Annotated in this window: 20 protein-coding genes; 9 read left to right on the top strand and 11 right to left on the bottom strand. The window is 71.5% G+C overall.

The genetic code is table 11. From position 1 onward, the window contains the following. The first annotated feature begins 64 nt into the window (after positions 1-64). The 3 genes from HHX37_RS08295 to HHX37_RS08285 all read left to right on the top strand — a co-directional run bounded on the left by HHX37_RS08295 (position 65) and on the right by HHX37_RS08285 (position 3,834). Positions 65-718 (top strand): HAD family hydrolase, encoded by a 654-nt coding sequence (locus HHX37_RS08295; protein ID WP_182884994.1) that lies wholly within the window; start codon positions 65-67, stop codon positions 716-718. 105 nt (positions 719-823) lie between these two features. Next, on the top strand, positions 824-1,111 hold the full coding sequence (locus HHX37_RS08290; protein WP_182884993.1) for a hypothetical protein: 288 nt from the start codon (positions 824-826) through the stop codon (positions 1,109-1,111). Then, positions 1,108-3,834, top strand: a complete 2,727-nt coding sequence (locus tag HHX37_RS08285; RefSeq protein WP_182884992.1) for a KGGVGR-motif variant AAA ATPase — start codon at positions 1,108-1,110, stop codon at positions 3,832-3,834. The genes HHX37_RS08290 and HHX37_RS08285 overlap by 4 nt, the downstream gene beginning before the upstream one ends. A gap of 34 nt (positions 3,835-3,868) precedes the next feature. Here HHX37_RS08285 and HHX37_RS08280 read toward each other — a convergent pair whose 3' ends face one another. Continuing rightward, a complete protein-coding gene (locus tag HHX37_RS08280) occupies positions 3,869-4,321 on the bottom strand; it encodes a MarR family winged helix-turn-helix transcriptional regulator (RefSeq protein WP_220502660.1) in 453 nt (150 codons plus the stop codon). 64 nt (positions 4,322-4,385) lie between these two features. On the opposite strand from HHX37_RS08280, the gene HHX37_RS08275 reads away from it, so the two are divergent. Then, complete coding sequence (locus HHX37_RS08275) at positions 4,386-5,525, top strand: serine hydrolase domain-containing protein (protein ID WP_182884991.1); 1,140 nt, start codon at positions 4,386-4,388, stop codon at positions 5,523-5,525. Positions 5,526-5,620: 95 nt separating this feature from the next. Here the strand turns inward: HHX37_RS08275 and HHX37_RS08270 are convergent, their stop codons facing one another. Further along, complete coding sequence (locus HHX37_RS08270; RefSeq protein ID WP_117408258.1) at positions 5,621-6,190, bottom strand: hemerythrin domain-containing protein; 570 nt, start codon at positions 6,188-6,190, stop codon at positions 5,621-5,623. Positions 6,191-6,510: 320 nt separating this feature from the next. Beyond that, entirely contained in the window at positions 6,511-7,008 is a 498-nt protein-coding gene (locus tag HHX37_RS08265) for a tautomerase family protein (protein ID WP_182884990.1), read from the bottom strand. Between the two features lie 94 nt (positions 7,009-7,102). Between HHX37_RS08265 and HHX37_RS08260 the strand changes: the two genes are divergently transcribed. Next, positions 7,103-7,594 carry a winged helix-turn-helix transcriptional regulator gene (locus HHX37_RS08260; protein ID WP_182884989.1) on the top strand — a complete coding sequence of 164 codons (492 nt, stop codon included), beginning with the start codon at positions 7,103-7,105 and terminating at the stop codon, positions 7,592-7,594. A gap of 249 nt (positions 7,595-7,843) precedes the next feature. On the opposite strand, the gene HHX37_RS08255 is transcribed toward HHX37_RS08260, so the two are convergent. Next, a complete protein-coding gene (locus HHX37_RS08255; protein WP_259406268.1) occupies positions 7,844-9,391 on the bottom strand; it encodes a serine/threonine-protein kinase in 1,548 nt (515 codons plus the stop codon). Positions 9,392-9,425: 34 nt separating this feature from the next. Continuing rightward, positions 9,426-10,715: an SGNH/GDSL hydrolase family protein gene (locus tag HHX37_RS08250; RefSeq protein WP_182884987.1), complete on the bottom strand. Its 1,290-nt coding sequence runs from the start codon at positions 10,713-10,715 to the stop codon at positions 9,426-9,428. A 240-nt stretch (positions 10,716-10,955) separates the two neighbouring features. Between HHX37_RS08250 and HHX37_RS08245 the strand changes: the two genes are divergently transcribed. After that, the gene (locus HHX37_RS08245; RefSeq protein WP_117408268.1) at positions 10,956-11,753 is read left to right on the top strand and encodes a tyrosine-protein phosphatase; all 798 of its coding nucleotides are present in this window, start codon (positions 10,956-10,958) and stop codon (positions 11,751-11,753) included. A 33-nt stretch (positions 11,754-11,786) separates the two neighbouring features. Here HHX37_RS08245 and HHX37_RS08240 read toward each other — a convergent pair whose 3' ends face one another. Together HHX37_RS08240 and HHX37_RS08235 are read right to left on the bottom strand one after the other, a co-directional pair. Then, positions 11,787-12,899 (bottom strand): Gfo/Idh/MocA family oxidoreductase, encoded by a 1,113-nt coding sequence (locus HHX37_RS08240; protein ID WP_182884986.1) that lies wholly within the window; start codon positions 12,897-12,899, stop codon positions 11,787-11,789. Positions 12,900-12,911: 12 nt separating this feature from the next. Further along, on the bottom strand, positions 12,912-13,817 hold the full coding sequence (locus HHX37_RS08235) for a proteasome assembly chaperone family protein (RefSeq protein WP_117408253.1): 906 nt from the start codon (positions 13,815-13,817) through the stop codon (positions 12,912-12,914). A 243-nt stretch (positions 13,818-14,060) separates the two neighbouring features. Here HHX37_RS08235 and HHX37_RS08230 point away from each other — a divergent pair, with 243 nt between their 5' ends. Continuing rightward, positions 14,061-15,029: a 4-epi-cubebol synthase gene (locus tag HHX37_RS08230; protein WP_182884985.1), complete on the top strand. Its 969-nt coding sequence runs from the start codon at positions 14,061-14,063 to the stop codon at positions 15,027-15,029. 43 nt (positions 15,030-15,072) lie between these two features. Here the strand turns inward: HHX37_RS08230 and HHX37_RS08225 are convergent, their stop codons facing one another. Beyond that, positions 15,073-17,190 (bottom strand): ATP-binding protein, encoded by a 2,118-nt coding sequence (locus HHX37_RS08225; RefSeq protein ID WP_182884984.1) that lies wholly within the window; start codon positions 17,188-17,190, stop codon positions 15,073-15,075. Between the two features lie 193 nt (positions 17,191-17,383). Between HHX37_RS08225 and HHX37_RS08220 the strand changes: the two genes are divergently transcribed. Further along, complete coding sequence (locus HHX37_RS08220; protein ID WP_165900781.1) at positions 17,384-17,551, top strand: hypothetical protein; 168 nt, start codon at positions 17,384-17,386, stop codon at positions 17,549-17,551. Here HHX37_RS08220 and HHX37_RS08215 read toward each other — a convergent pair. Both HHX37_RS08215 and HHX37_RS08210 read right to left on the bottom strand, forming a co-directional pair. Next, a complete protein-coding gene (locus HHX37_RS08215; RefSeq protein WP_182882818.1) occupies positions 17,548-18,027 on the bottom strand; it encodes an ATP-binding protein in 480 nt (159 codons plus the stop codon). The two genes, HHX37_RS08220 and HHX37_RS08215, sit on opposite strands and share 4 nt — an antisense overlap. Then, positions 18,024-18,227 carry a DUF5999 family protein gene (locus HHX37_RS08210; RefSeq protein ID WP_182882983.1) on the bottom strand — a complete coding sequence of 68 codons (204 nt, stop codon included), beginning with the start codon at positions 18,225-18,227 and terminating at the stop codon, positions 18,024-18,026. The genes HHX37_RS08215 and HHX37_RS08210 overlap by 4 nt, the downstream gene beginning before the upstream one ends. A gap of 351 nt (positions 18,228-18,578) precedes the next feature. Between HHX37_RS08210 and HHX37_RS08205 the strand changes: the two genes are divergently transcribed. Next, complete coding sequence (locus tag HHX37_RS08205; protein WP_220502659.1) at positions 18,579-18,950, top strand: response regulator transcription factor; 372 nt, start codon at positions 18,579-18,581, stop codon at positions 18,948-18,950. Between the two features lie 84 nt (positions 18,951-19,034). Here HHX37_RS08205 and HHX37_RS08200 read toward each other — a convergent pair whose 3' ends face one another. Next, a complete protein-coding gene (locus tag HHX37_RS08200; protein WP_182874358.1) occupies positions 19,035-19,694 on the bottom strand; it encodes a response regulator transcription factor in 660 nt (219 codons plus the stop codon). Positions 19,695-19,789 lie beyond the last annotated feature (95 nt).

The raw sequence follows: 19,789 nt of genomic DNA, 5'->3' as shown, positions 1-19,789 counted from the left end.
CGGTGATCGTACGGCACGCCGTAGAGTGGCTGCCGTCAATCAGGACGTAAGGGATGGGATGGTCATGGTCCGGGCGCTCGTGTTCGACGTGGGGGAGACGCTCATCGACGAGACCCGGATCTGGTCGCGGTGGGCCGACCGGCTGGGCGTGCCGCGCCTGACCTTCATGGGCGTCCTCGGCGGCATGGCGGCTCTCGACCGAAGCCACCGGGAGGCGTTCGAGCTGGTCAGGCCGGGCATCGACGTCGAGGCCGAGATCGAGGCCTGGCGGCGCGAGGACCCGGCCGGGCTGCGCGAGAACTTCGACGCCGACGACCTGTACCCCGACGTCCGGTCCGGCCTCGCGGCGCTGCGCGCGGCGGGCTACGACCTGGTCGTCGCGGGCAACCAGCCGCCGCAGGCCTACGACGCGCTGGTCGCGATGGACCTGCCGGTCGACGGGGTCCACACCTCCGCCGCCTGGAACGTGGAGAAGCCCGACCCGGCGTTCTTCGCCAAGGTCGCGGCCGTGTGCGGGCACGAGCCGGAGGAGATCCTCTACGTGGGCGACCGCCTCGACAACGACGTCCTCCCGGCCGCGGCGGCGGGGATGCGGACGGCCCTGCTGCGCCGGGGCCCCTGGGGCCACCTGCACGCCGCCCGCCCCGAGTCCGCCCGCGCCGACCTGGTCGTCGACGCCCTCACCGACCTCGTCCACCTGGTCCCCGCCCTTGGCTGACTTCTGCACCGCTCAGGGCGACCGGGTACATGCGAGGTTTCCGGCACGCACCGTCCTGACGGGCAACCGGCGGCTCTTCTCACCTTCTACGGCACAGAATGCGGCATGAAGGCCGCCATCCTGGACCGCCTCGGCCTGCGGTCCACCGCGCAGCTCCCCGAGCACCTGAGGAACCATGATCTGCACCGGCTGGCCAAGGAACTGAGATTCCCCCCTTCCCTGTGCAGGCGGATGCGACCCTGCGCGAGTCAGAGCGTGTCTGGACAGGTGGCGTTCGGCGATCTGCACCAGGCGTGGCGATACGGCCACCCTCTGCGGAAGGACCAGCAGCAGGAGGCGCTCACCGTGTTGCGTGAGCTGCTGGACTGGTGTCGGCGAGAATTGAGGACATGATCGTGCCGGACGAGACATCGGTCCCTGAGCGCCTCTACACCTGGGTCGACGTCGACGCGCATCTCGCGAATCTCGCTGTTCGCGATCAGTGGCCCGACTGGCTTCACGAGTCCGACGCGTTCTGGGACGGGGTGGAGTTGACCGTCGGCCCAGGCGCATCGCGTGAAGAGGCACTCTCCTGGCTGGGGGAGAAGTTCGGCGTGGGCTCGATCGTGCGCGACGAGGAGGTCGCCGCGCTCCGGCTCGACGACGTCCCAGGAAGGTTGTCCAACAGGCTGCTTCCGATCGTCGTCCGGCATCGGGAGCCCGACCTGCCCAGGCGAGAGCCGCGATGGCGGGAGCGCCGGATCGTCCGTTCCCTCGGCCAGCCGCTGCCTCCACCCGGCGGTCCTTTCCAGGGCAACGTGCGGATCGCTGCTCTGCACTCGTTCAAGGGCGGAGTAGGGCGCACGCTGCACGGCGTCGCCCTCGCCGAGGCCATCGCCCGGCGTGGCGAGCGCGTGCTCCTGGTCGACGCCGATCTGGAAGCGCCCGGGATCACCTGGATGTTCACCGCTCATGGCCGGCGGGTGGACTTCGCCTACGAAGACTTCCTGTCGCTACTGCACTCGTCGGAGGACGGGCGGCCCGACGACGCGGTGACGCTCGGGTCGGCCTACCTGCCGAACCAGACGATCGACAACGTGATCGTCATGCCGACCAGGCGCGCGCCGCAGGACATCGCCCCACCGCGCATCCAGCCCACCGACCTGCTGACCCCCGAACGGTCGATCTACTACCTGACGGAGTCCCTGGGCCAACTCGCGCACCGACTCGACGCGCGAGCGGTTCTGATCGACCTGCGCGCCGGCGGCAGTGAGCTGTCGGCCCCTGTGCTTCTGGACCCCCGTGTGCAGAGAATCTTCGTCACCACGATCAGCGACCAAGCACTGATCGGTACTGTCCGCACCATCCAGGAACTCGGCAGGAGGGCACCCTCACGCCCCGAGGATCCCGCGAGCGCGGCGGTCATCACCCAGTTCCATCCGCAGGGTCACGGCGAACTCGCCGTACGGGCCGCGGCGATGCTGCGCGACGTGATCTCCAGGACGCTCGAGCCGGGCGGCCAGGAGAGCGACGACCGGGTGGTCGACGGGGACGTAACGCTGGAACCGATACTGAGCGTGTTCCAGGACGGTCTCCTGGCGCTTCCCTCTTCTTGGGAGGCCGTCGTCGATCTGGTGCGTCGTCAGAGACTCGACCACACCTTGGCTCCGCTCGCCGACGAACTGAGCCGTTCGGAAGAGCCCGCGTTCCTGCCGCAGGCAGGTCCACCTGTGTCGCCTTTCGGGCCGGATGAGCATCTGGCCGCGCTCCGGGGACGGCTCGGCGACTTCGCCCGGCGGCTCGCGTATGCCGAGACCGCTGACGACACGGCGTTCCTGCCGACGGAGTCACTCCGGAACCTCCTGACCTCGCACCGGACCGAGCCGCCCCTGTGCGTGGTGGCGGGTGCCAAAGGTTCCGGCAAGACGTTCACCCAGATCCAGATGTGCTTCCGGCGGACCTGGCGTGACTACGCGGCCGATGTCGGCGTTCCAGGGGTCTCGCTGCAGGCCCTGCTGGCTCCCGTCTTCATATCCAAGAACCTGAAGGACGACGCTTATCAGCGAATAAGGGCGATTCAATGCGATGCCTGCGTCTCCTCGGCGGCGGAGCCCGCGAGTCAACTGGAACTGCGCGATCTGATCGACAGGGCGCTGCGTTCACAGCTCTCCGATTCGGAATGGCGGCGAGTCTGGCTCACCTGCATGGCCCGAGCCGTGGGTATCGATGCCGAGCCGGCCGACGTGGAGCGGAAGCTGGCCGACTTCGCCCATGGCGACTCGCGGATCTTCCTCATCGACGGGCTCGAGGACCTCCTGCAGGATTTCGCTCGCAGTGAGGCGCAGCGGCAGGCGCTTCGCGTTCTCATGGTCGACTGCCTCGACTGGCTGCGCAGCTTGAGGGGCCGGCCACTCGGTCTGGTCATCTTCGTGCGCCGGGATCTCGTCCAGGCGGCGGTCCGGCAGAACTACAACCAGTTGCTTGCCCGGTACAGCGAGTACGAGCTCAAGTGGAACCCCGCGGAGGCGCTGCGACTCGCCCTATGGGTGGCCCAGCGCTCGGGAAGCCTCCCTCGTCTGTCGTCCGAGGAGGTGTCCAAGGCGTCGGACAAGGATCTGAGCAGGCGGCTCACACCTGTCTGGGGGGAGAAGATGGGATCGCCACGCTCCCGGGAGGCCAGGTCGGACGGCTGGTTCCTCGCTGCGCTCTCGGATTTCAACGGGCAGATTCAGGCGCGTGACATCGTCATCTTCACCGCGGAGTCGGCGGACATCTCCAAGGACGACATCCGGTGGTCGGATCGGCTGCTGACGCCATCCGCCATGCGGAACGCCCTGGTCCGATGCAGCCGGGAGAAGATCGCAGCGATCGGGGCGGAGAGTCCGCAGGTCGGGGAACTCCTCAACCGGCTGGACGGCCTGGGCGCGGAGAAGAAGAAGATTCCCTTCAGTCCTGAGACCGTTGGCCTCTCCGGCGAGGATCTCGATCTCCTGGCCGCCAACGGAGTCGTCTTCCGCGAGGAGGACCAGTACTGGATCCCCGAAATCTTCCGTCACGGCCTGTCCTTCAAGGCCGCCGGCCGCCCCAAGATCCTGGCCATCACCAATCTCGTCAGGCAGCGCAACAATCTCGACTGAACCGAGCCTCGCCGGCTGTCCGAGCCACGGTCGTTCACTGGGGGCGTAGCCGGCGGGAGAGCAGGTCGCTCAGGGCGCCGGTCTCCCGGGCGAGCCGGTCGAGCGACGCCAGGAACTCCTCCGGGGCGTCGAGGAGGCCGAGCATTCCGGCGGACACCTCGGCGCGGGCGGTGCGGCCCGCCTCGATCGCGGCCTGGCCGTACGGCGTGAGTTCGATCATCCGCGCCCGCTGGTCGCCGGGGTCGGTCCGGCGCGCGACGTAACCGGCGCGTTCCATCTCGGCCGCCACCTTGGACGCGCCCTGGGGGGTCATGCCGAGCAGCCCGGCCAGGTCGGAGACCCGTACGGGCCCCTGGAGCAGGTGCTGGAACACGTACCCGTGCACCGTGCGCACCCGGTCGTGCCCGGCCGCGGCCATCCGGGCGCGCACCTCGGCGTCGCAGGCCGCGCTGAGGGCGGCGAAGAGCAGGGTCAGGTCACTTGACACCACAGGAGGATGCTCTAATACTCAACCATGGTTTCGCAACCAAGGTTGAGTATCTGGAGGGCGTATGTGGTGTGATCCCGCGTTCCGGCCCGTCGCCGAGGCGTTCCGGCAGGTGTGCGACGGACGGCCGGGTGGCGCGGCCGTCGCGGTGTACGCGGACGGGCGGCTGGTGGTGGACCTCTGGCACGGCACGGCCGACCGGGACGGCGGCCGTGCCTGGGAGCGCGACACGGTCGTCAACGTGTTCTCCGCGTCCAAGGGGGTGCTCGCGACGCTCGCGCACTTGTACGTCCAGCGTGGGCTGCTCGACCTCGACGCCCCGGTGGCCCGTTACTGGCCCGGGTTCTCCACCGCGACCACCATCGCCGACCTGCTGGCGCACCGGTCGGGGCTGCCCGCCGTCCGCCGCACCCTGCCGCCGGGCTCGCTGTTCGACTGGGACGCCATGACCGGCGCGCTCGCCGCGGAGAGCCCGTGGTGGCCGCCCGGCGAGCGGCACGGGTACCACGCGGTGACCTTCGGCTGGCTCGTCGGAGAGGTCCTGCGCCGGATCGGAGGGCGGCCGGTGCGTGACTTGGTCCGCGACGAGTTGCGCGTGCCCGGCCTGTCGATCGGCCTGCCCGCCGCCCAGGCGGGCAGAGCGGCCTACCTGTCGCCCCCGGAGGCGGCACCTCAGGAAGCCCGGGAGGAGGCCGGGCGGGCCGGGCAGGACGCCGCCCCGCCGGCGTTGGCGTCGGCCATGGCGGATCCCGGCTCGATCACCATGAAGGCCTTCTGCAACCCGCCGGAGCAGCTCACGCCCGGCCTGGTCAACACCGCGCGCTGGCGCTCCGCCGAGATACCCGCGTCCAACGGGCACGCCAACGCCCGGGCCCTGGCCACCCTGTACGGCAGGCTCGTGTGCGGTGAACTGCTCCAGCCCGACGTGCTCGGACGCGCGGTCGAGCCGCGCAGCGAGGGGCGCGACGAGGTGCTGCTCGCCGGGACCAGGTTCGCCCTCGGCTACATGCTGCCCGGTGAGATCCGGCCGTTCGCGCCGGACCCGCGCGCCTTCGGCCACAGCGGCACGGGCGGGGCGCTGGCCTTCGCCGACCCGGCGGCGGGCGTGGCCCTGGCCTACACCCCGAGCCGCCTCCTCGTCAGTCCCGCCGGGCCGGACCCGAGGTGGCGGCCCATGGTCGCGGCGCTGTACGGCTGCCTGTGACCGGCGGGGCACGCGTCGCCGCCGTGCGACGCCCGGCGTGCCCGCCTCGGCTGCCCGCCCGTACGATGCCCGCCGTACGGCGCCGCGGCCCGGGGTCAGCCCTGCTGCTTCTTCTGCCTGATCGCGGCGACGAGCTCGTCCTTGGTCATCCCGGACGCGCCCTCGAGCTCCAGCTCCTTGGCCTGGTGCAGCAGCTCCTCCTTGGTGCGCGACCGCGGCTTGATCGGCTTGGCCAGGACCTCGGCCTTCCGCCTGCTGAAGGCCTTGCCCGCCCGCACCCGCTCCTCCAGCGAGACGGCCTGCTCCAGGACGGGGAGGATGTCGGTCTCCTCCTCCTCGACGTGGTGGGACACCGCCGCCACCAGCTCCCGCAGCAGGGTGTCGAACTCCGTGCTCTCCGGGTCGCTCTCCAGCAGCCGCGAGAGCATCTCCTCGGCCTCGTGGTGCTCCTCGGCGCCGTGGTGGACCTCTTCCTTCTCCTCCGGCCGCCGCCTGGCGAGCAGGGGGTAGACCACGTCCTCCTCGCCCTCGCTGTGGGCGATGAACTTCGCCGCCAGCTCCGCGAGCAGAGCCGGACGGTTCTCCGGCATCTTCTGGAGCCGCTCGAACAGCGACTCCACATCGCGGTGATCTTCCTTGATCAGGCCGATGACGTCGGTTGCCATGGATTTCCTCCTGTGCGTGGACGCCCTCGCGACTACCCCGCGTCCCGCCGCTCACACCGATCACGGCCGGTAGGAGCACCCGCTTGTCGAACCCCTCGTCGGCCCTCCGCTCACAGCCGTGGGCGAATCGGCCCGAAATCGGCTCACACCGGGAAGGTGGCTAGTGCCGCATCAGAGGACCTACGCCCCGTAGTGACGTGACGCGCCGTTCGGATGCTGGTCCGTGCGGCGCGGTGTCGCCAGGCTGCCCGGGTGGCAGAACGGGTACGCGTCCCGACTGTGTCGCCGGCCGCATCGATCCCCGCTTCGTTCGCCGCTCATCAGGGCAGGCGGGCGTGTTCGGCTCGGGTGGCAGCGATCCGCTCACGCGCGAGCGTACGGGCCCGCTTGGTGTCGTCGCCGGTGAGTCGGGCGAGGATCGTCGCGAGCGGCCTGATCTGGCCCCGGCCGCCCCAGTGACCCTCGGGGATCTCGGTGGGGAATACCCAGACCCGGGTGGCGTCACGCGGCCAGGCGCCGTTCTCCGCGTCGAGGATCGCCTCGGTGACCTCGGCGATGACGCTCGCACGCTTCTGCTCGTCGAGCTGGCCTTCGGGGACGGACGGGACGACCTTGTAGCGAGGTGCGTCCGCGGGTTCTCCGCCGACGTAGATGCCGGCCGGCCGGTGCAGCCAGAGCCAGGAGACGGAACGGCTCACCGGGTCGGCAGGGTCGAATCCCTCGTTGCGGACGAGGATCTCGGTGATGCGGTTCAGCAGGGCCGCCTCGGCGTCCGGCTGGAGCGCGCCGTCGGGAATGTACACGTCGAGCATGGGCATGGTCGATCTCCTTGATGAGTTTAGTTCTTCAACTCAGGCCGGAGTCTACGAGGGCTAAGTACAGCTTGTAAACCCAGATGGGTACACTCGTCCCATGGAGACGCGGCGAATCGACCCGGTGAACTGCTCGGTGGCGCGCGCCCTCTCGGTGGTGGGGGAGCGCTGGTCGCTGCTGATCGTTCGTGAAGCGCTGGACGGCGCGCGCCGGTTCGGAGAGTTCCACTCCCGCCTCGGGATCGCCAGAAATCTTCTGGCGACTCGGCTCGAGGCCTTGGTGACCGCGGGAGTGATGCGCCGCGTGCCCTATCAGGAGCCCGGGGAGCGGCAGCGCTTCGCCTACGAGCTCACCGAGCAGGGCCGGGCGTTGCGGCCCACGCTCGTGGCGCTCCTGGAATGGGGCGACACCTACCTCGCCGACCCGCAGGGCCCGTCGGTCATCGTCCGGCACCGGCCCGTCGACGATGCGAGCTCCTGCGACGAGCCGGTCAAGATCGTCCTCGAGTGCGCTGCGGGGCACAGCCACCTCGCCCCGGAAGACGTCTGCCGCACGCCCGGGCCGGGCGCGCGCTTCATGGAAAGCTCCTGAGATCCCAGGATCGTACTGAGCAGCTCACCGCACCGGCTCCTTCGTCTCCGACGACGGACGCACCCGACGACAGCCCCGTGATGCAGTGGGTGGAGAAGGGGGAAGCCGATACTGCCACGCCGTCTCCACGTACATATATCTGCCACCCAATACGGCCCAGCCGCAGACGCTGACGGGCAAGGAGGAATGTTACGCGGGAAGTATCTACACCACCGTTGCCAGAACGACCTTTTATCAGGTGGATGGATACTAATACTTCCTGGTGAGGTCGCCGGTATAGGTGAACAGCTTGGCGTCGTCGCTGTGGCGGTAGGCGAGGGCGTCACCCTTCCGGGTGAGCACCACCTCGCCCGGCACGCACCCGTCCACGTCCTCCAGGCGTAAGGTGAGCGCGGGGCCGGAGCCCCCCGTGAGCCCTCCCGTCAGCCGCAGCGTGCCCTCGCAGGAGTTCGCCGGCTCCTTCCACCTGCCCGTCTTCTCGCCCCGCCGCAGTTCGATCTCGATGTCGTACTCGCCCATCAGCGGGGTGTCGGGCGCGATGTGACCCTGCCACTTGCCCGCGAACGCGGCCGGAATCGCGGCCACCGTCGTGGTCGTCGAAAGGGAGGAGGACGGTGTGGAGCCGCCTCCGGGCGAGGCGGTCGCCTCCGCGCCGGTGCCGTACGTCCCGGTGGCGGACGTGTCCGGGGCGGACGTGGCGGTAGTGCCGCTCGTCGGCGGCGGGTCCGCGGACGCGGAGGGGGAGGTGCCGTCAGGCGCGGCGTTGAGGCGCGGCACCAGCACCGCCGCGGTGATCCCGAGCGCCGCCACGACCGTGGCAGCCCCCGTCAGGACGCGGGCGCGCGAGCCTCCGCGGGCCGCGCCGCCGGGAGAGGTGACCGCCGCGCCGGACCCGGCCACTCCGGGTTCCGGCGCGCCGTACGGCGGGCGCGGGAGCGTGCCGTACGAGTCGCCGGCGGCGGCCGGGGTGGCTCCGGCGGCGGCACCCGCGCGCAGCGGGTCGGGCGCGCTCCCGACCAGAGTGAGCAGCAGATCGCGGGCGGTCGGCCGGGCCGCCGGATCCTTCGCCAGGCACCGCTCGACCAGGGCCCGCAGCGACGGCGGCAACGCCGTCAGGTCGGGGGAGGCCGTCATGATCCGGTGCAGCACGGCGGCGACGTTGTCGGCGCCGAAGGCCGCGCGCCCGGTGGCGGCGAAGACGATCGTGGCTCCCCACGCGAACACGTCGGACGCGGGCGTGGCCGGCTGCCCGGCGATCTGCTCGGGCGCCAGGTAGGCCGGGGTGCCCACCGGCCCCGCCGTGATCGTCTGGCTCTCGCCCTGGCGGGCGATGCCGAAGTCGACCACCCGCGGGCCGTCCGGCCCCAGCAGCACGTTGCCGGGCTTGAAGTCGCGGTGCACGATCCCCGCGGCGTGGATCGCCGCGAGGGCGGTCGCCGTGCCCACCGCGAGCCGGTCGAGGTCGCCGCCGCGCAGCGGGCCCGAGGCGGCCACCCGCTGCTGCAGCGAGGGGCCGTCGACGAACTCGCTCACGACGTACGGCCGGCTCCCCTCGACGACCGCCGCGATCACTCTCGCCGTGCAGAAGGGGGCGACGCCGCGCATGGCGTCGAGTTCGCGGGCCAGCCGTTCGCGCACGACGGGGTCGAGCCCGGTCTTGAGCACCTTGACCGCGACCGGGTCGCCATCCGGCCCGTGGCCCAGGTAGACGACGCCCTGGCCGCCCTCGCCGAGCCGGCCGCCGAGGCGGTAACCGCCGAGCGTGCGCGGGTCATCTGCCTCAAGAGGGGCAATCATGGTCAAACCGTAGCGACCCTGGGGCCGCTCCGGGTCAAAGGGCGCCGAGGCTCACCGTGTAGGCGAGCTTGCGCCGGCCGGCGTCGCTCAGGTGCAGATGGTCGCCCGAGTCGTACGGCACGGCGAGTTGCTCGGGGAACTCGGGGTCGCGCACGGCCTTGTCGAAGTCGAGGACGCCGTCGAACGCCTTGCTCGTGCGGATCCACTGGTTGAGCCGCAGCCTGACGTCCTCGCGTTCCGGCGTCCAGGTGCCGAACCCGTAGAACGGGGTGAGCGTGGCGCCCAGCACCTTGATCTTGCGGGCGTGCGCCAGGCGGATCAGCCGCTTGTACCCGTACGCGAGGGGTTTGATCGAGGTGTACTCGCCCCGGGAGATGTCGTTGATGCCCATGAACACCACGACGGTCCGTACGCCGGGCTGGGTGAGCGCGTCGCGGTAGAACCGGCTGAGACCGCTCGGGCCGACGCCGGAGTGCAGCAGCCGGTTCCCGGCGATGCCCGCGTTGAGCACCGCCATCCTGCGCGACGGCGAGAGCCGGGCCATGCGCTGCCGCAGGTAGTCGGTCCAGCGGCGGTTGGCGTCGGTGTTCTGGCCCGCCCCGTCGGTGATCGAGTCGCCGAAGGCGACCACCGAGCCCGCCTTCGACGTGGTCTCGACCGCGATGCGGTCCAGGAAGTACCACTGCGTGCTGGTGTAGGTGAAGCCGTCGGCGGTCTCCTCCGCCGCGTGGTCGCCGGGGTCGGACAGGAACGTCGTGGCGTAGGCGCGCTCGTGCCCGGTGATGGCGCTGACCGTGCCCGGCAGATAGAGACTGACGACCAGGGCGGAGCCCGTGACGATCCGGCCCGGTATCGGATCGCTCCAGACCGCCCGCCCGGCCGGCACCCGGACGGACTTCCGGCCGCCGAAGGTGACCTGCCGGTTGGTGCCGGTGAGGATCTCCGCGCCGTACGCCTGGACGCCCACATGGACCTGGGCGAAGGTCACCGGCGCCGTCCCGAACACGTTGGACAGGCGGAGGCGCGTTCCGCCGCCGCCGGCGCTCACCCGCACGACCATCCGCACGGTCTGCCCGCCGAGAGCCGCCACCACGCGGTCGGTCGAGGTGGTCCAGGCGCCCACCAGGTGCGGCCGGGCGGGCGTGTCTCCCTTCCGTGCGGCGGCCGGCGAAGCAGCCGCGCGAGCCGCGGCCGTGACGTTCGCCGTGGCGTTCGCGGTCGCCGGGGACTCCGCGTGGACCGGTGCCGTGGGGAGCGCGGCGGTCGCGCCGGTTACGGCGAGGGCAAGAGCGGCCATGGTCAACCGGTGAGCCGGCCGTGCCATCCGGGTCCTCCAAGTGGGTCGGGCTGCCTGGGCGGGTCGACGGCGGCGGCGCGATAGGGCCGCCGGAACCGTTGATCGTAGAGCATGCGCGACGCCCTACATTACGGCTGTTTGCCGAACACTGGGGGACAACTTGACGGGTGCGTGTGATCGCCGGTGCCGTCCCGGATGCCGAAGGGGTTTCGGACCTTCACTCTGCCCACATTCTTCCGTCACAGAGGGGCGGATAGGCTCGGAATGATGAATGCACACAAGCGTTGGATCGTTCTCGAAGGCGCGGCGAACGTGCGCGACCTCGGCGGGCTCCCCACCGAGGACGGGGGGACCACGGCGTCCGGACGGATACTGCGGGCCGACAACCTGCAGGGCCTCACCACCCGTGACATCGGGCTGCTCGTCGGCGACCTCAAGCTGCGGCACGTCGTCGACCTGCGGTCGGGGACCGAGGTGCGCCTGGAGGGGCCCGGCCCCCTGACCCGCCTGCCGGAGGTCGCCGTACACCATCACAGCCTGTTCGCGGAGGGCGGGCGCTTCACTGACGTCGAGGCCGACACCATCGACGACAGGGCGCTGCCGTGGCAGGACGAGCGGAGCGAGGAGGACCTCGCCGAACTCCGGGTGACCGGCTACTACTACGGCTACCTGCGCGACCGGCCCGACTCGGTGGTGGCGGCGCTGCGGGTGCTCGCCCGTGACGACGGCGCGGCCGTGGTGCACTGCGCGGCGGGCAAGGACCGCACCGGGGTGGTCTGCGCGCTGGCCCTGGCCGTCGCCGGGGCCACCCGGGAGGCGATCATCGGCGACTACGTCGCGACCGGGGAGCGGCTGGCGGGCATCCTCGCCCGACTGCGGGCCAGCCCCACCTACCGCGCCGACCTCGACGGCAAGCCGGTAGACAGCCACCTGCCGCGGCCCGAGTACATGGCCCAGTTCCTGGCCACCCTGGACGACCGGTTCGGCGGCCCCCTCGGCTGGCTGCACGCCCACGGCTGGACCGGCGCCGACACCGAGGCGTTGTACGGCCGCCTCCGCGGCTGACCCGGCCGGGACCGGAGTCGTGGGCGGGCCGGCTCACTCCCGGTGCGCGGGGACGGGCACCACCTGGCCGAGGGACGCGGAGAGCCGGGCCGCCTCCAGGACGGCGATCGCCGCGACGGCCTCCTCCGCCGGCACCGGCGGCGGCGCGCCGTCGCGCAGGCAGGCCACCACGCCCTCGTAGAACCGCTGGTAGGCGCCCGGCTCCGTCCGGAACGGGCGGACGTCGCCCTCGACCCCGAGGGTGCCCCAGCGCTCGGGCGGCTCCGTGCCCCAGCCGTCGCGCGGGTCACCGCCGCGGCCGAAGTCGGCGGGCCCCGGGCGCTCGCCCGCGCGCAGGCGTTCCTCCTGCGGGTCGAGGCCCCACTTGACGTAGGCGGCGCGGGAGCCGAGCACCCGCAGCCTCGGGCCGGGCAGCCCGGCAACCGCGCTCATCCACAGGTGCGACCGGGTCCCGCTCCGATGGGTCAGCGCAACGAACGCGTCGTCGTCATTGCGGATGCCGGCCCGCCTGACGTCGGTCTCCGCGTACACGTGGGTGACCGGGCCGAACAACGTCAGGGCCTGGTCGACCAGATGGCTGCCGAGGTCGAAGAGCGTGCCGCCCACGTCCTCGGGGCCGCCCGCCTCGCGCCAGCCGCCCTTGGGCACCGGCCGCCACCGCTCGAACCGCGACTCGAAGCGGTGGACCTCGCCCAGTTCGGGCAGCAGGCGGCGCAGCGTGAGGAAGTCGCCGTCCCAGCGTCTGTTCTGGAAGACGGTCAGCATGAGGCCGCGGTCACGGGCCAGCCGCACGAGGTCGCGGGCCTCGTCCGCGGCGCCGGCGAGCGGCTTGTCGACGACCACGGGAAGACCGGCCTTGAGCGCCTCGGCCGCCAGCGGCACATGGGTGCGGTTCGGCGTCGCGATCACCACGAGGTCGCAGGCGTCCCAGAGGTCCTCCGCCGCCGCGACGACCTCGGCACCGGGGTGGTCCGCGCGTACCTGCCCGGCTCTGCCGGGGTCGCGGGTGACGACGGCGGACAGGCGCAACCCGGGGGTGGCGGCGATCAGCGGAGCGTGGAAGAAGGATCCGGCCGGGCCGAAGCCCGCGAGCCCGACCCGGATGTCGGAGGTGTCGCCGGAAGACGGCGTGAGCGGGGAAGGCATGAGTGGTGCGTTCTAGCCGTCGTGGTCGTCGCGTTCGGCGAGGAACGCCTCGAACTGGGCGGCGAGCTCCTCACCCGTGGGCATCGGCGTGTCCTCCGCCAGCAGGCTCTCCCGCGTGGCGCCCGACTGGAACGCGTCGTACTGCTGCTCCAGGCCGTGGATGGCGCCGGCGAGCTCGTCGGAGGCCGCGATCTGCTCCTCGATCTCGGCGGTGGTCTTCTCGGCGGCGTCCCGCAGGGCCTCGGTGGGGAACACCAGGCCGGTGCCGCGGGTGATCGCCTCCAGGGCCGCGACGGCGGCCTGCGGATACTCCGCCTGGGCGAGGTAGTGCGGCACATGGATCGCGTAACCGAGCGCGTCGTGTCCCTTGGCCCCGAGACGCAGCTCGATCAGCCCGGCGAGGCTGCCCGGCACCCGGACCTTCCCGAACGGGCTGTTCTGCCCGTGGACGAGGTCGGGGCGGCTGGCGTGGGCCGTCAGGCCGAGCGGCCGGGTGTGCGGGACGCCCATCGGGATGCCGTGCACGGTCACCAGCGTGCGGATGCCGAGCCGGGTCACCAGCATGCCGACGGCCTCGGTGACCAGCTCCCACTCCCGGTCCGGCTCCGGCCCGCTCATGATGAGGAACGGGGTGCCGGTGACGTCACGGGTCAGGTAGACGGCCAGCTCCGGGGTCTCGTAGTCGGTCCAGCGGTCGGTGTCGAACGTCATCACCGGCCGGCGGGACCGGTAGTCGAGCAGCCGGTCGACGTCGAACGTCGCGATTACCCGGTGCTCCAGCTCGGCGAGGAGGTGCCCCAGGGCGAGCCGCCCCGCTGCGCCGGCGTCGACGAACCCCTCGAAGTGGTAGAGCAGCACCGGATCGGTCAGCTCGGGAAGGTCCCCGTCGAGCCGATAGAGATCCGTGGGGTCGGACACGTGTCCCAGCCTTTCTCAGGAAGCCTTTACCTACTGAACCTACGGGGTGCCCGGTCGATTCCGCGGTGGTTGCGGCGACCTTATCGGTGGACGGTGTCCAACGGGCACCCGGACCCGGAGCCGGACCGGCCGGGCGCCGGGCACCCGGGCCGGTCCGAACCGGCTGCGCTGAATCGCTGACCGATGTGTCCGTAATCAGGGCAAGGGTGGCCCCTGTCTCCCCGGCGGGATCATTCTTGTCGGATGGCTACTGCGAAAGCGGATTCCCTCAGTGGACACCCCCTCCGCATCCCCCCGCTCGCCTGCCCTTTCCCCCGTGCGGTCAACCCCCACGTGGACGAGGTGGACCGGGACACGCTGGCCTGGCTGGCCGCCTCCGGCATGATCGCCGGCGACCAGTTCGAGCGTTTCCGGATCGCCCGGTACGGATGGCTCGGCGCCCGCACCTACCCGTACGCCTCACGGGAGCTGTGCCAGCTCGTCACCGACTGGTGCGTATGGCTGTTCGCGTTCGACGACGCCTACTGCGAGTCGGACCGGAGGGCGGCCGAGATCGCCCGGGCGCTGCCCCAGCTCTACACCGTCGTGGAGGACGCCGGGGGAGGTGATGCGGTCGAAGACGTCTTCGCCCGGGCGCTGCTCGGCATCAAGACCCGCATCGCCGCCCACGCCACCCCCGATCAGCTCGACCGCTGGCGCACGACGACCAAGGACTACCTGTTCGCCCAGGTGTGGGAGGCCGCCAACCGGGAGGACGACGTGCTCCCCACCATCGACGACTACGTCTTCATGCGCCGCAGGACCGGCGCGATGCTCACCGTCTTCGCGCTGATCGACGTGGCCGCCGGGGTACGCCTCACGGTGGACGAGTGGCTCCACCCGGCCGTCCACGAGATGACCGGGCACGCCAACGACGTGGTCGTCTGGGACAACGACCTGATCTCCTACGCCAAGGAGCGGGGGCAGGCGAACATCCGCAACAACCTCGTCAGCGTGCTCGCCGGGCACACCGGCTGCGGCGTCCAGGAGGCGATGAACCGCATCGGCGTCATGCGCGACGAGGCGGTCGCCGCCATGGTGGAGCTCACCCCCGCCACCGAGGCGCTCGGCTCGCCCGCGGTCGACGCGTACGTGCGGGGCCTGAAGTTCTGGGTCAGCGGCAGCGTGGACTACTCGCTGACCAGCTCCCGGTACGCCGGCGCCTGGCAGTGACCCGACCGGCCCGGAACAGCCCCGAGAGGCCCGGCCGGTCCGGTCAGTCCTCGGGGAGGTCGTCGAGACCGTCGAGGTCGTCCAGCGCGTACTCGACGAGATCGCCCAGGCTGAACCGGGCCCCGGCGGCGTACGCCTCGTCGTAGGCGTCCTCGCCGACCAGCTTCTTGCACTCCTTGACGCACTGCTCGTGCTCGGTCGTGAAGAACGGCGACCCGAACTGGGGCAGCCCGAACGTCCGCCAGTTGGCCTGGGCCGCCCCGAGGAGGGTCGCCGTCCGTTCCGGCTCACCGGCCTCCAGGCTCAGCCTGGCGAGGTTGTCCACGCACAGGACGATGCCGAGCACGTCGTGGAAGCGCCGCTTGATGCGCAGCGCCTCCTTGCACGCCACCAGGGCCTCGTCCCGCCGCCCGGTCTCCCGGTGGACGAGGGAGGTGACGTACCAGGCGTAGGAGCGCAGCCACAGCTCGCCGCGTTCCCGGCAGACCTGCAGGCAGTCGGCCAGCAGCGTCTCCGCCTCCTCGAACTCGCCCTGTGCGAGCAGCACCATGGACAGCTCGACGATCGCCGGGAGCAGGCCCGGGTTCAGCTCCCGGCCGCCCCGGTGGAACTCGATCGCGACGCCGAGCAGCGCCGTCGCCTTCTTCGCGTCGCCCTGCAGCATGGCGGCGGTGCCCTGCATCTTCGTCGCGAGCAGTACGGCGCCCGAGTCGCCCACCCGCACCGCGTCGGTGCTGCACTGCTCGGCGGCGGCCAGCGCGCCGGCCATGTCTCCCTGGGCGCTGCGGATGTAGGCCAGCACCCACAGCGCCTTGCAGCGTTCCCTGCTCGGCGCCGGGCTCGCCTTGAGGGCGCGCTCCAGGTAGACCACCCCCTCGCGGGCGAAGCCGCAGGCCACCCAGAGGAACCACAGGGCCGACAGCAGTTCCAGGCCGACGCGTTCCTCTCCCGGTGCCGACAGGCAGTAGTCGAGGGCGACCCGGATGTTGTCGTGCTCCTGGCGCATCCGGCTGAACCAGTGCACCTGGCGGGGCCCCGACCAGGAGTGCTCGCTGAGCTCGGCGAGCCGGAGGTAGTGGTCGCGGTGGCGCCGCCGCAGGTCCTGCGTCTCGCGGAGCTTGTCCAGCCACTCGCCGCCGTACTGCCGCAGCGTGTCGATCAGCCGGTACCGCTGCCCGGCCGGGGTGGCGAAGCTCAGCAGGACCGACTTGTCGACCAGACCGGTGATCACGTCGAGGATCCGGTCGGCGGGCAGGGCGTCGCCCGCGCAGACCTGCCGGGCGGCGTCGAGGTCGAAGTCGCCGGCGAACACCGACAGCCGGGCCCACAGCAGCCGCTCGGCGGGCTCGCACAGCTCGTGGCTCCACCCGATCGCCGCGCGCAGCGTCTGGTGCCGCGGCAGAGCCGTGCGACTGGCCCCCGCCAGCAGGCTGAACCGGTCGGCGAGCAGGGCGAGGATCTGCTCGACCGACAGCGTGCGCAGCCGTACGGCGGCCAGTTCGATCGCCAGCGGGATGCCGTCGAGGCGGCGGCACAGCTCGGCGACGGCCGCGATGTTGTCCTCGTCCACCGTGAAGTCGGGCACCACGGCGGAGGCCCGCGTGCCGAACAGTTCGACCGCCTCGTTGGTGAAGGGATCGTCCGACAGGTCCTCGCCGGGCACCGTGAGCGGCGGCACGGCCACCGTGAGCTCTCCAGCCGCGTTCAGCGAGCGCCGGCTGGTCGCGAGGATCCGCAGGTGCGGCGAGGTGCCGAGGAGGTCCTCTGTGAGCCGGGCGCACGCGTCGACCAGATGCTCGCAGGTGTCCAGGATGAGCAGGATCTCCCGCTCGGCCAGCCATTCGGCGAGCGTGTCCGACCCCTCGCGCGGGGACTGGTCCGCGATGCCGAGCGCGGCCGTGATCGTGTGATACACCATCGCTTGGTCCTGCAGGCGGGCCAGGTCGACGTACCAGACGCCGTCCCTGAACCGCCGCCGCACCTGGTGCGCCAGGCGCAGCGCCATGCGGGACTTGCCGACGCCGCCGATGCCGGTGACCGTGATGAGCCGGGACTCCTGCAACCTCTGCCTGAGCGACGCGAGTAACCGTGTCCGCCCGACGAAGCCGGTGAGCTCCACGGGAAGGTTGCCCTCTTGCCGCCATCCTGCTGGCGCTGCCATGCCGCCTCACGGGGGGATTTGTCCGGCGTGCTCCCTGCTCCCGCATCGTACCCGCGCCGCCGTCGGCTGTCCGGTCGTACGGGCGTGAGGCCGGTACGCCGGAGAGGCTGTTGTTTCTCCCCTCATCGGAAGGAGTCCCAGGGCATGACAGGCGTCTCCACGGGCCGCCGCGGGAGCCGATACCATTGGGATCGTGAGTATGCGGCATCCGGATGACATGCGTCCGGTGGACCTCTTCGACGAGGGGCTGCCGGTGCTGCCAGACCAGACGAGCGACGACACCGACCTCGGGTGGGGCGAGTGGCGCTCCGACTCCGACGTCTCCCACCTGCTGGAGGAGCGTCCGCCCCACTGGGACTAGACGTTCACGGGGAGCTCGAACCAGACGGCCTTGCCCCTGCGGGTGGGGAGCACGCCCCAGGCGCGGGACAGCGTGTCGACGATCAGCAGTCCCCGCCCGCCCTCCTCCTCGCGCCGGGCGGTTTCGTCGCGCGGTGACGTGCCGCGTGCCCGGACCGGGACGCGGGCCTCGTCCTCGACCTCGCACCGGAGGGTGTCGTCCCGCAGCAGCAGGAGGGTGAGGAGGGGTGATCCCCGCCCGTGCCGCATGGCGTTGGCGACGAGCTCGCTGACGAGGAGTTCGGCCACCTCCGCAGCCTCCCGGTCTCCGTCGCCGCACCAGTCGCGCAGTGCGGCGCGGACGAACCGGCGGGCCAGGCACGTGGACGACGCGTCGAGGGGCAGGGTCCAGCAGGAGCGGTGGACGGCCGGCACGTCGTCTGCCGGCCGCCGGCTCAACGGGACGAGCGAGCACATCATGTTCGCATCCCTCTTCATGCGGCCCGCGTGCAGCGGGCCCGGTGCGTGGGAAGGCTCCGGCCGTCGGGCAGCAGTTCGCCGGTGTCCTCGAACACCACGACGCCGTTGCAGAGCAGGCCCCACCCCTGCTCGGGATGGAACGCCACCAGCCGGGCCGCCTCGTGGTCGTGCGCGTACGCGGGCGGACACGGCGGACTGTGCGGGCAGGTGGGGCACATGCGTGTCACCTCGATCCTTCAGATGAGGAGGACGGTTCGCGGGGGGCCGGCCCGGGCCGGGCAGCCCGGCTCGGGGAGCGGAGGCGTGCGGTGCCGGCGCCGGAAGGCCGCACCGGGCCGAGGCCGTCGATCCCGTCGGCCCACGCGTCGTGACGGTCGGTCAGCATCGCCGCCCTCCTCCTGTCCCGTGACCTCGCCAGCTTCGCGGTCGCCCGCTCACCCCCCTACGATCGCTCGTGGAGGGCGCCGCGTCTGCGCGGGCAGCCCCCATCTCGCACGGGTGTCCACCGGCATGCCGAGATGCCTGCTACCTGCAATGACGTGGACGCGAGCCGGTGTCAACCTGGTGTTGTGCCTCTGCGGTGTCTCATCGTCGACGACAGCGATCACTTCAAGGACGCCGCCCGCCCGTTGCTGGAGGCGGACGGCATCTCCGTCGTGGGCGCGGCGTCCACCACGGCCGAGGCTCTCCGGCACTGCCAGGAGCTCCGGCCGGATGTCGTGCTGGTCGACATCGACCTGGGCGAGGAGAGCGGCTTCGACCTGGTGCCGCGGCTCTGCGCGGAGACGGGGGAGCGCCCGCCCCGGGTCATCCTGATCTCGACGTACGACGAGCAGGACTTCGCCGAGATGATCGCGTCCAGCCCGGCGCTCGCCTTCCTGTCCAAGCCGAGACTGTCGGGCCGGGCCATCGACGAGATCCTGCGGAGAGCGGACGCCTGAAGCGGCCGTTTCGGTCCCGGCCGAGGCGTGGCGGAGGCGCCACCGAGGCGTTCCCGTGCTCGGTCCGGGCGACGCCGTACGGCGTCAGCGGGCGTCGAGGAAGGCGAGCACGGCGAGCACGCGGCGGTGGTCGTCCTCGGTCTCCGGCAGCCGCATCCTCGACATGATGCTGCGGACGTGCTTCTCGACCGTGCCCTCGGTGATCCACAGTTTGTGCGCGATCCCCGCGTTCGAGCGGCCCTCCGCCATCAGGGCGAGCACCTCGCGCTCACGCTGGGTGAGCTCCTCCAGCGGATCGTGCCGGCGGCGGGCGTTGATCAGCTCGGCGACGAGGCTGGGATCGACGACCGAGCCGCCGTGGACGATGCGTTCGAGCGTCTCGACGAAGTCGGACACCGCGGTCACCCGGCTCTTGAGCAGGTAGCCGACCCGTTGGCCCGCCGCGAGCAGCTCCATCGCCTGGTCGACCTCGATGTGCGCGGACAGCAGCAGGATGCCCACGTCGGGAAGTTCCGCGCGGATGACCTTGGCCGCCTCGACGCCCTCCGTGGTGTGTCCCGGGGGCATCCGGATGTCGATGACGGCGAGGTCGGGATGGTGTTCCCGGACCAGGGCGAGCAGCTCGGACGCGTCCCCCGCCTGCCCCGCCACTTCGAATCCCGCGCGCTCCAGCAGGCTCGCGAGCCCCTCCCGCAGCAGGACGTCGTCGTCCGCCAGGACCACCCGGCTCGGGGTCTCGTCCACCGCTCCGCCGCCTTCCGCGTGCGCAGGTCACGCCGGATCGAGGGTCGTGCCTCGATCGCGCCGGCGATCGGGGCGGCCGTGCCAGCCGTGGTCGT

The sequence above is a fragment of the Microbispora sp. H10885 genome, from assembly GCF_014161415.1.
Taxonomy (GTDB): Bacteria; Actinomycetota; Actinomycetes; order Streptosporangiales; family Streptosporangiaceae; genus Microbispora; species Microbispora triticiradicis.
Note: the sequence above shows the minus strand (reverse complement) of the source record. Positions and strands in the feature narration are given on the sequence as shown.

Bases quoted from the DNA above. Each gene is read 5' to 3' on its own strand.
- HHX37_RS08225 (WP_182884984.1), bottom strand. From the start codon at position 17,190: ATGGCAGCGCCAGCAGGATGGCGGCAAGAGGGCAACCTTCCCGTGGAG.
- HHX37_RS08230 (WP_182884985.1), top strand. From the start codon at position 14,061: ATGGCTACTGCGAAAGCGGATTCCCTCAGTGGACACCCCCTCCGCATC.
- HHX37_RS08275 (WP_182884991.1), top strand. From the start codon at position 4,386: ATGTGGTGTGATCCCGCGTTCCGGCCCGTCGCCGAGGCGTTCCGGCAG.
- HHX37_RS08270 (WP_117408258.1), bottom strand. From the start codon at position 6,190: ATGGCAACCGACGTCATCGGCCTGATCAAGGAAGATCACCGCGATGTG.
- HHX37_RS08255 (WP_259406268.1), bottom strand. From the start codon at position 9,391: ATGATTGCCCCTCTTGAGGCAGATGACCCGCGCACGCTCGGCGGTTAC.
- HHX37_RS08265 (WP_182884990.1), bottom strand. From the start codon at position 7,008: ATGCCCATGCTCGACGTGTACATTCCCGACGGCGCGCTCCAGCCGGAC.
- HHX37_RS08245 (WP_117408268.1), top strand. From the start codon at position 10,956: ATGAATGCACACAAGCGTTGGATCGTTCTCGAAGGCGCGGCGAACGTG.
- HHX37_RS08260 (WP_182884989.1), top strand. From the start codon at position 7,103: ATGGAGACGCGGCGAATCGACCCGGTGAACTGCTCGGTGGCGCGCGCC.
- HHX37_RS08250 (WP_182884987.1), bottom strand. From the start codon at position 10,715: ATGGCACGGCCGGCTCACCGGTTGACCATGGCCGCTCTTGCCCTCGCC.
- HHX37_RS08290 (WP_182884993.1), top strand. From the start codon at position 824: ATGAAGGCCGCCATCCTGGACCGCCTCGGCCTGCGGTCCACCGCGCAG.
- HHX37_RS08210 (WP_182882983.1), bottom strand. From the start codon at position 18,227: ATGTGCCCCACCTGCCCGCACAGTCCGCCGTGTCCGCCCGCGTACGCG.
- HHX37_RS08215 (WP_182882818.1), bottom strand. From the start codon at position 18,027: ATGAAGAGGGATGCGAACATGATGTGCTCGCTCGTCCCGTTGAGCCGG.
- HHX37_RS08295 (WP_182884994.1), top strand. From the start codon at position 65: ATGGTCCGGGCGCTCGTGTTCGACGTGGGGGAGACGCTCATCGACGAG.
- HHX37_RS08285 (WP_182884992.1), top strand. From the start codon at position 1,108: ATGATCGTGCCGGACGAGACATCGGTCCCTGAGCGCCTCTACACCTGG.
- HHX37_RS08240 (WP_182884986.1), bottom strand. From the start codon at position 12,899: ATGCCTTCCCCGCTCACGCCGTCTTCCGGCGACACCTCCGACATCCGG.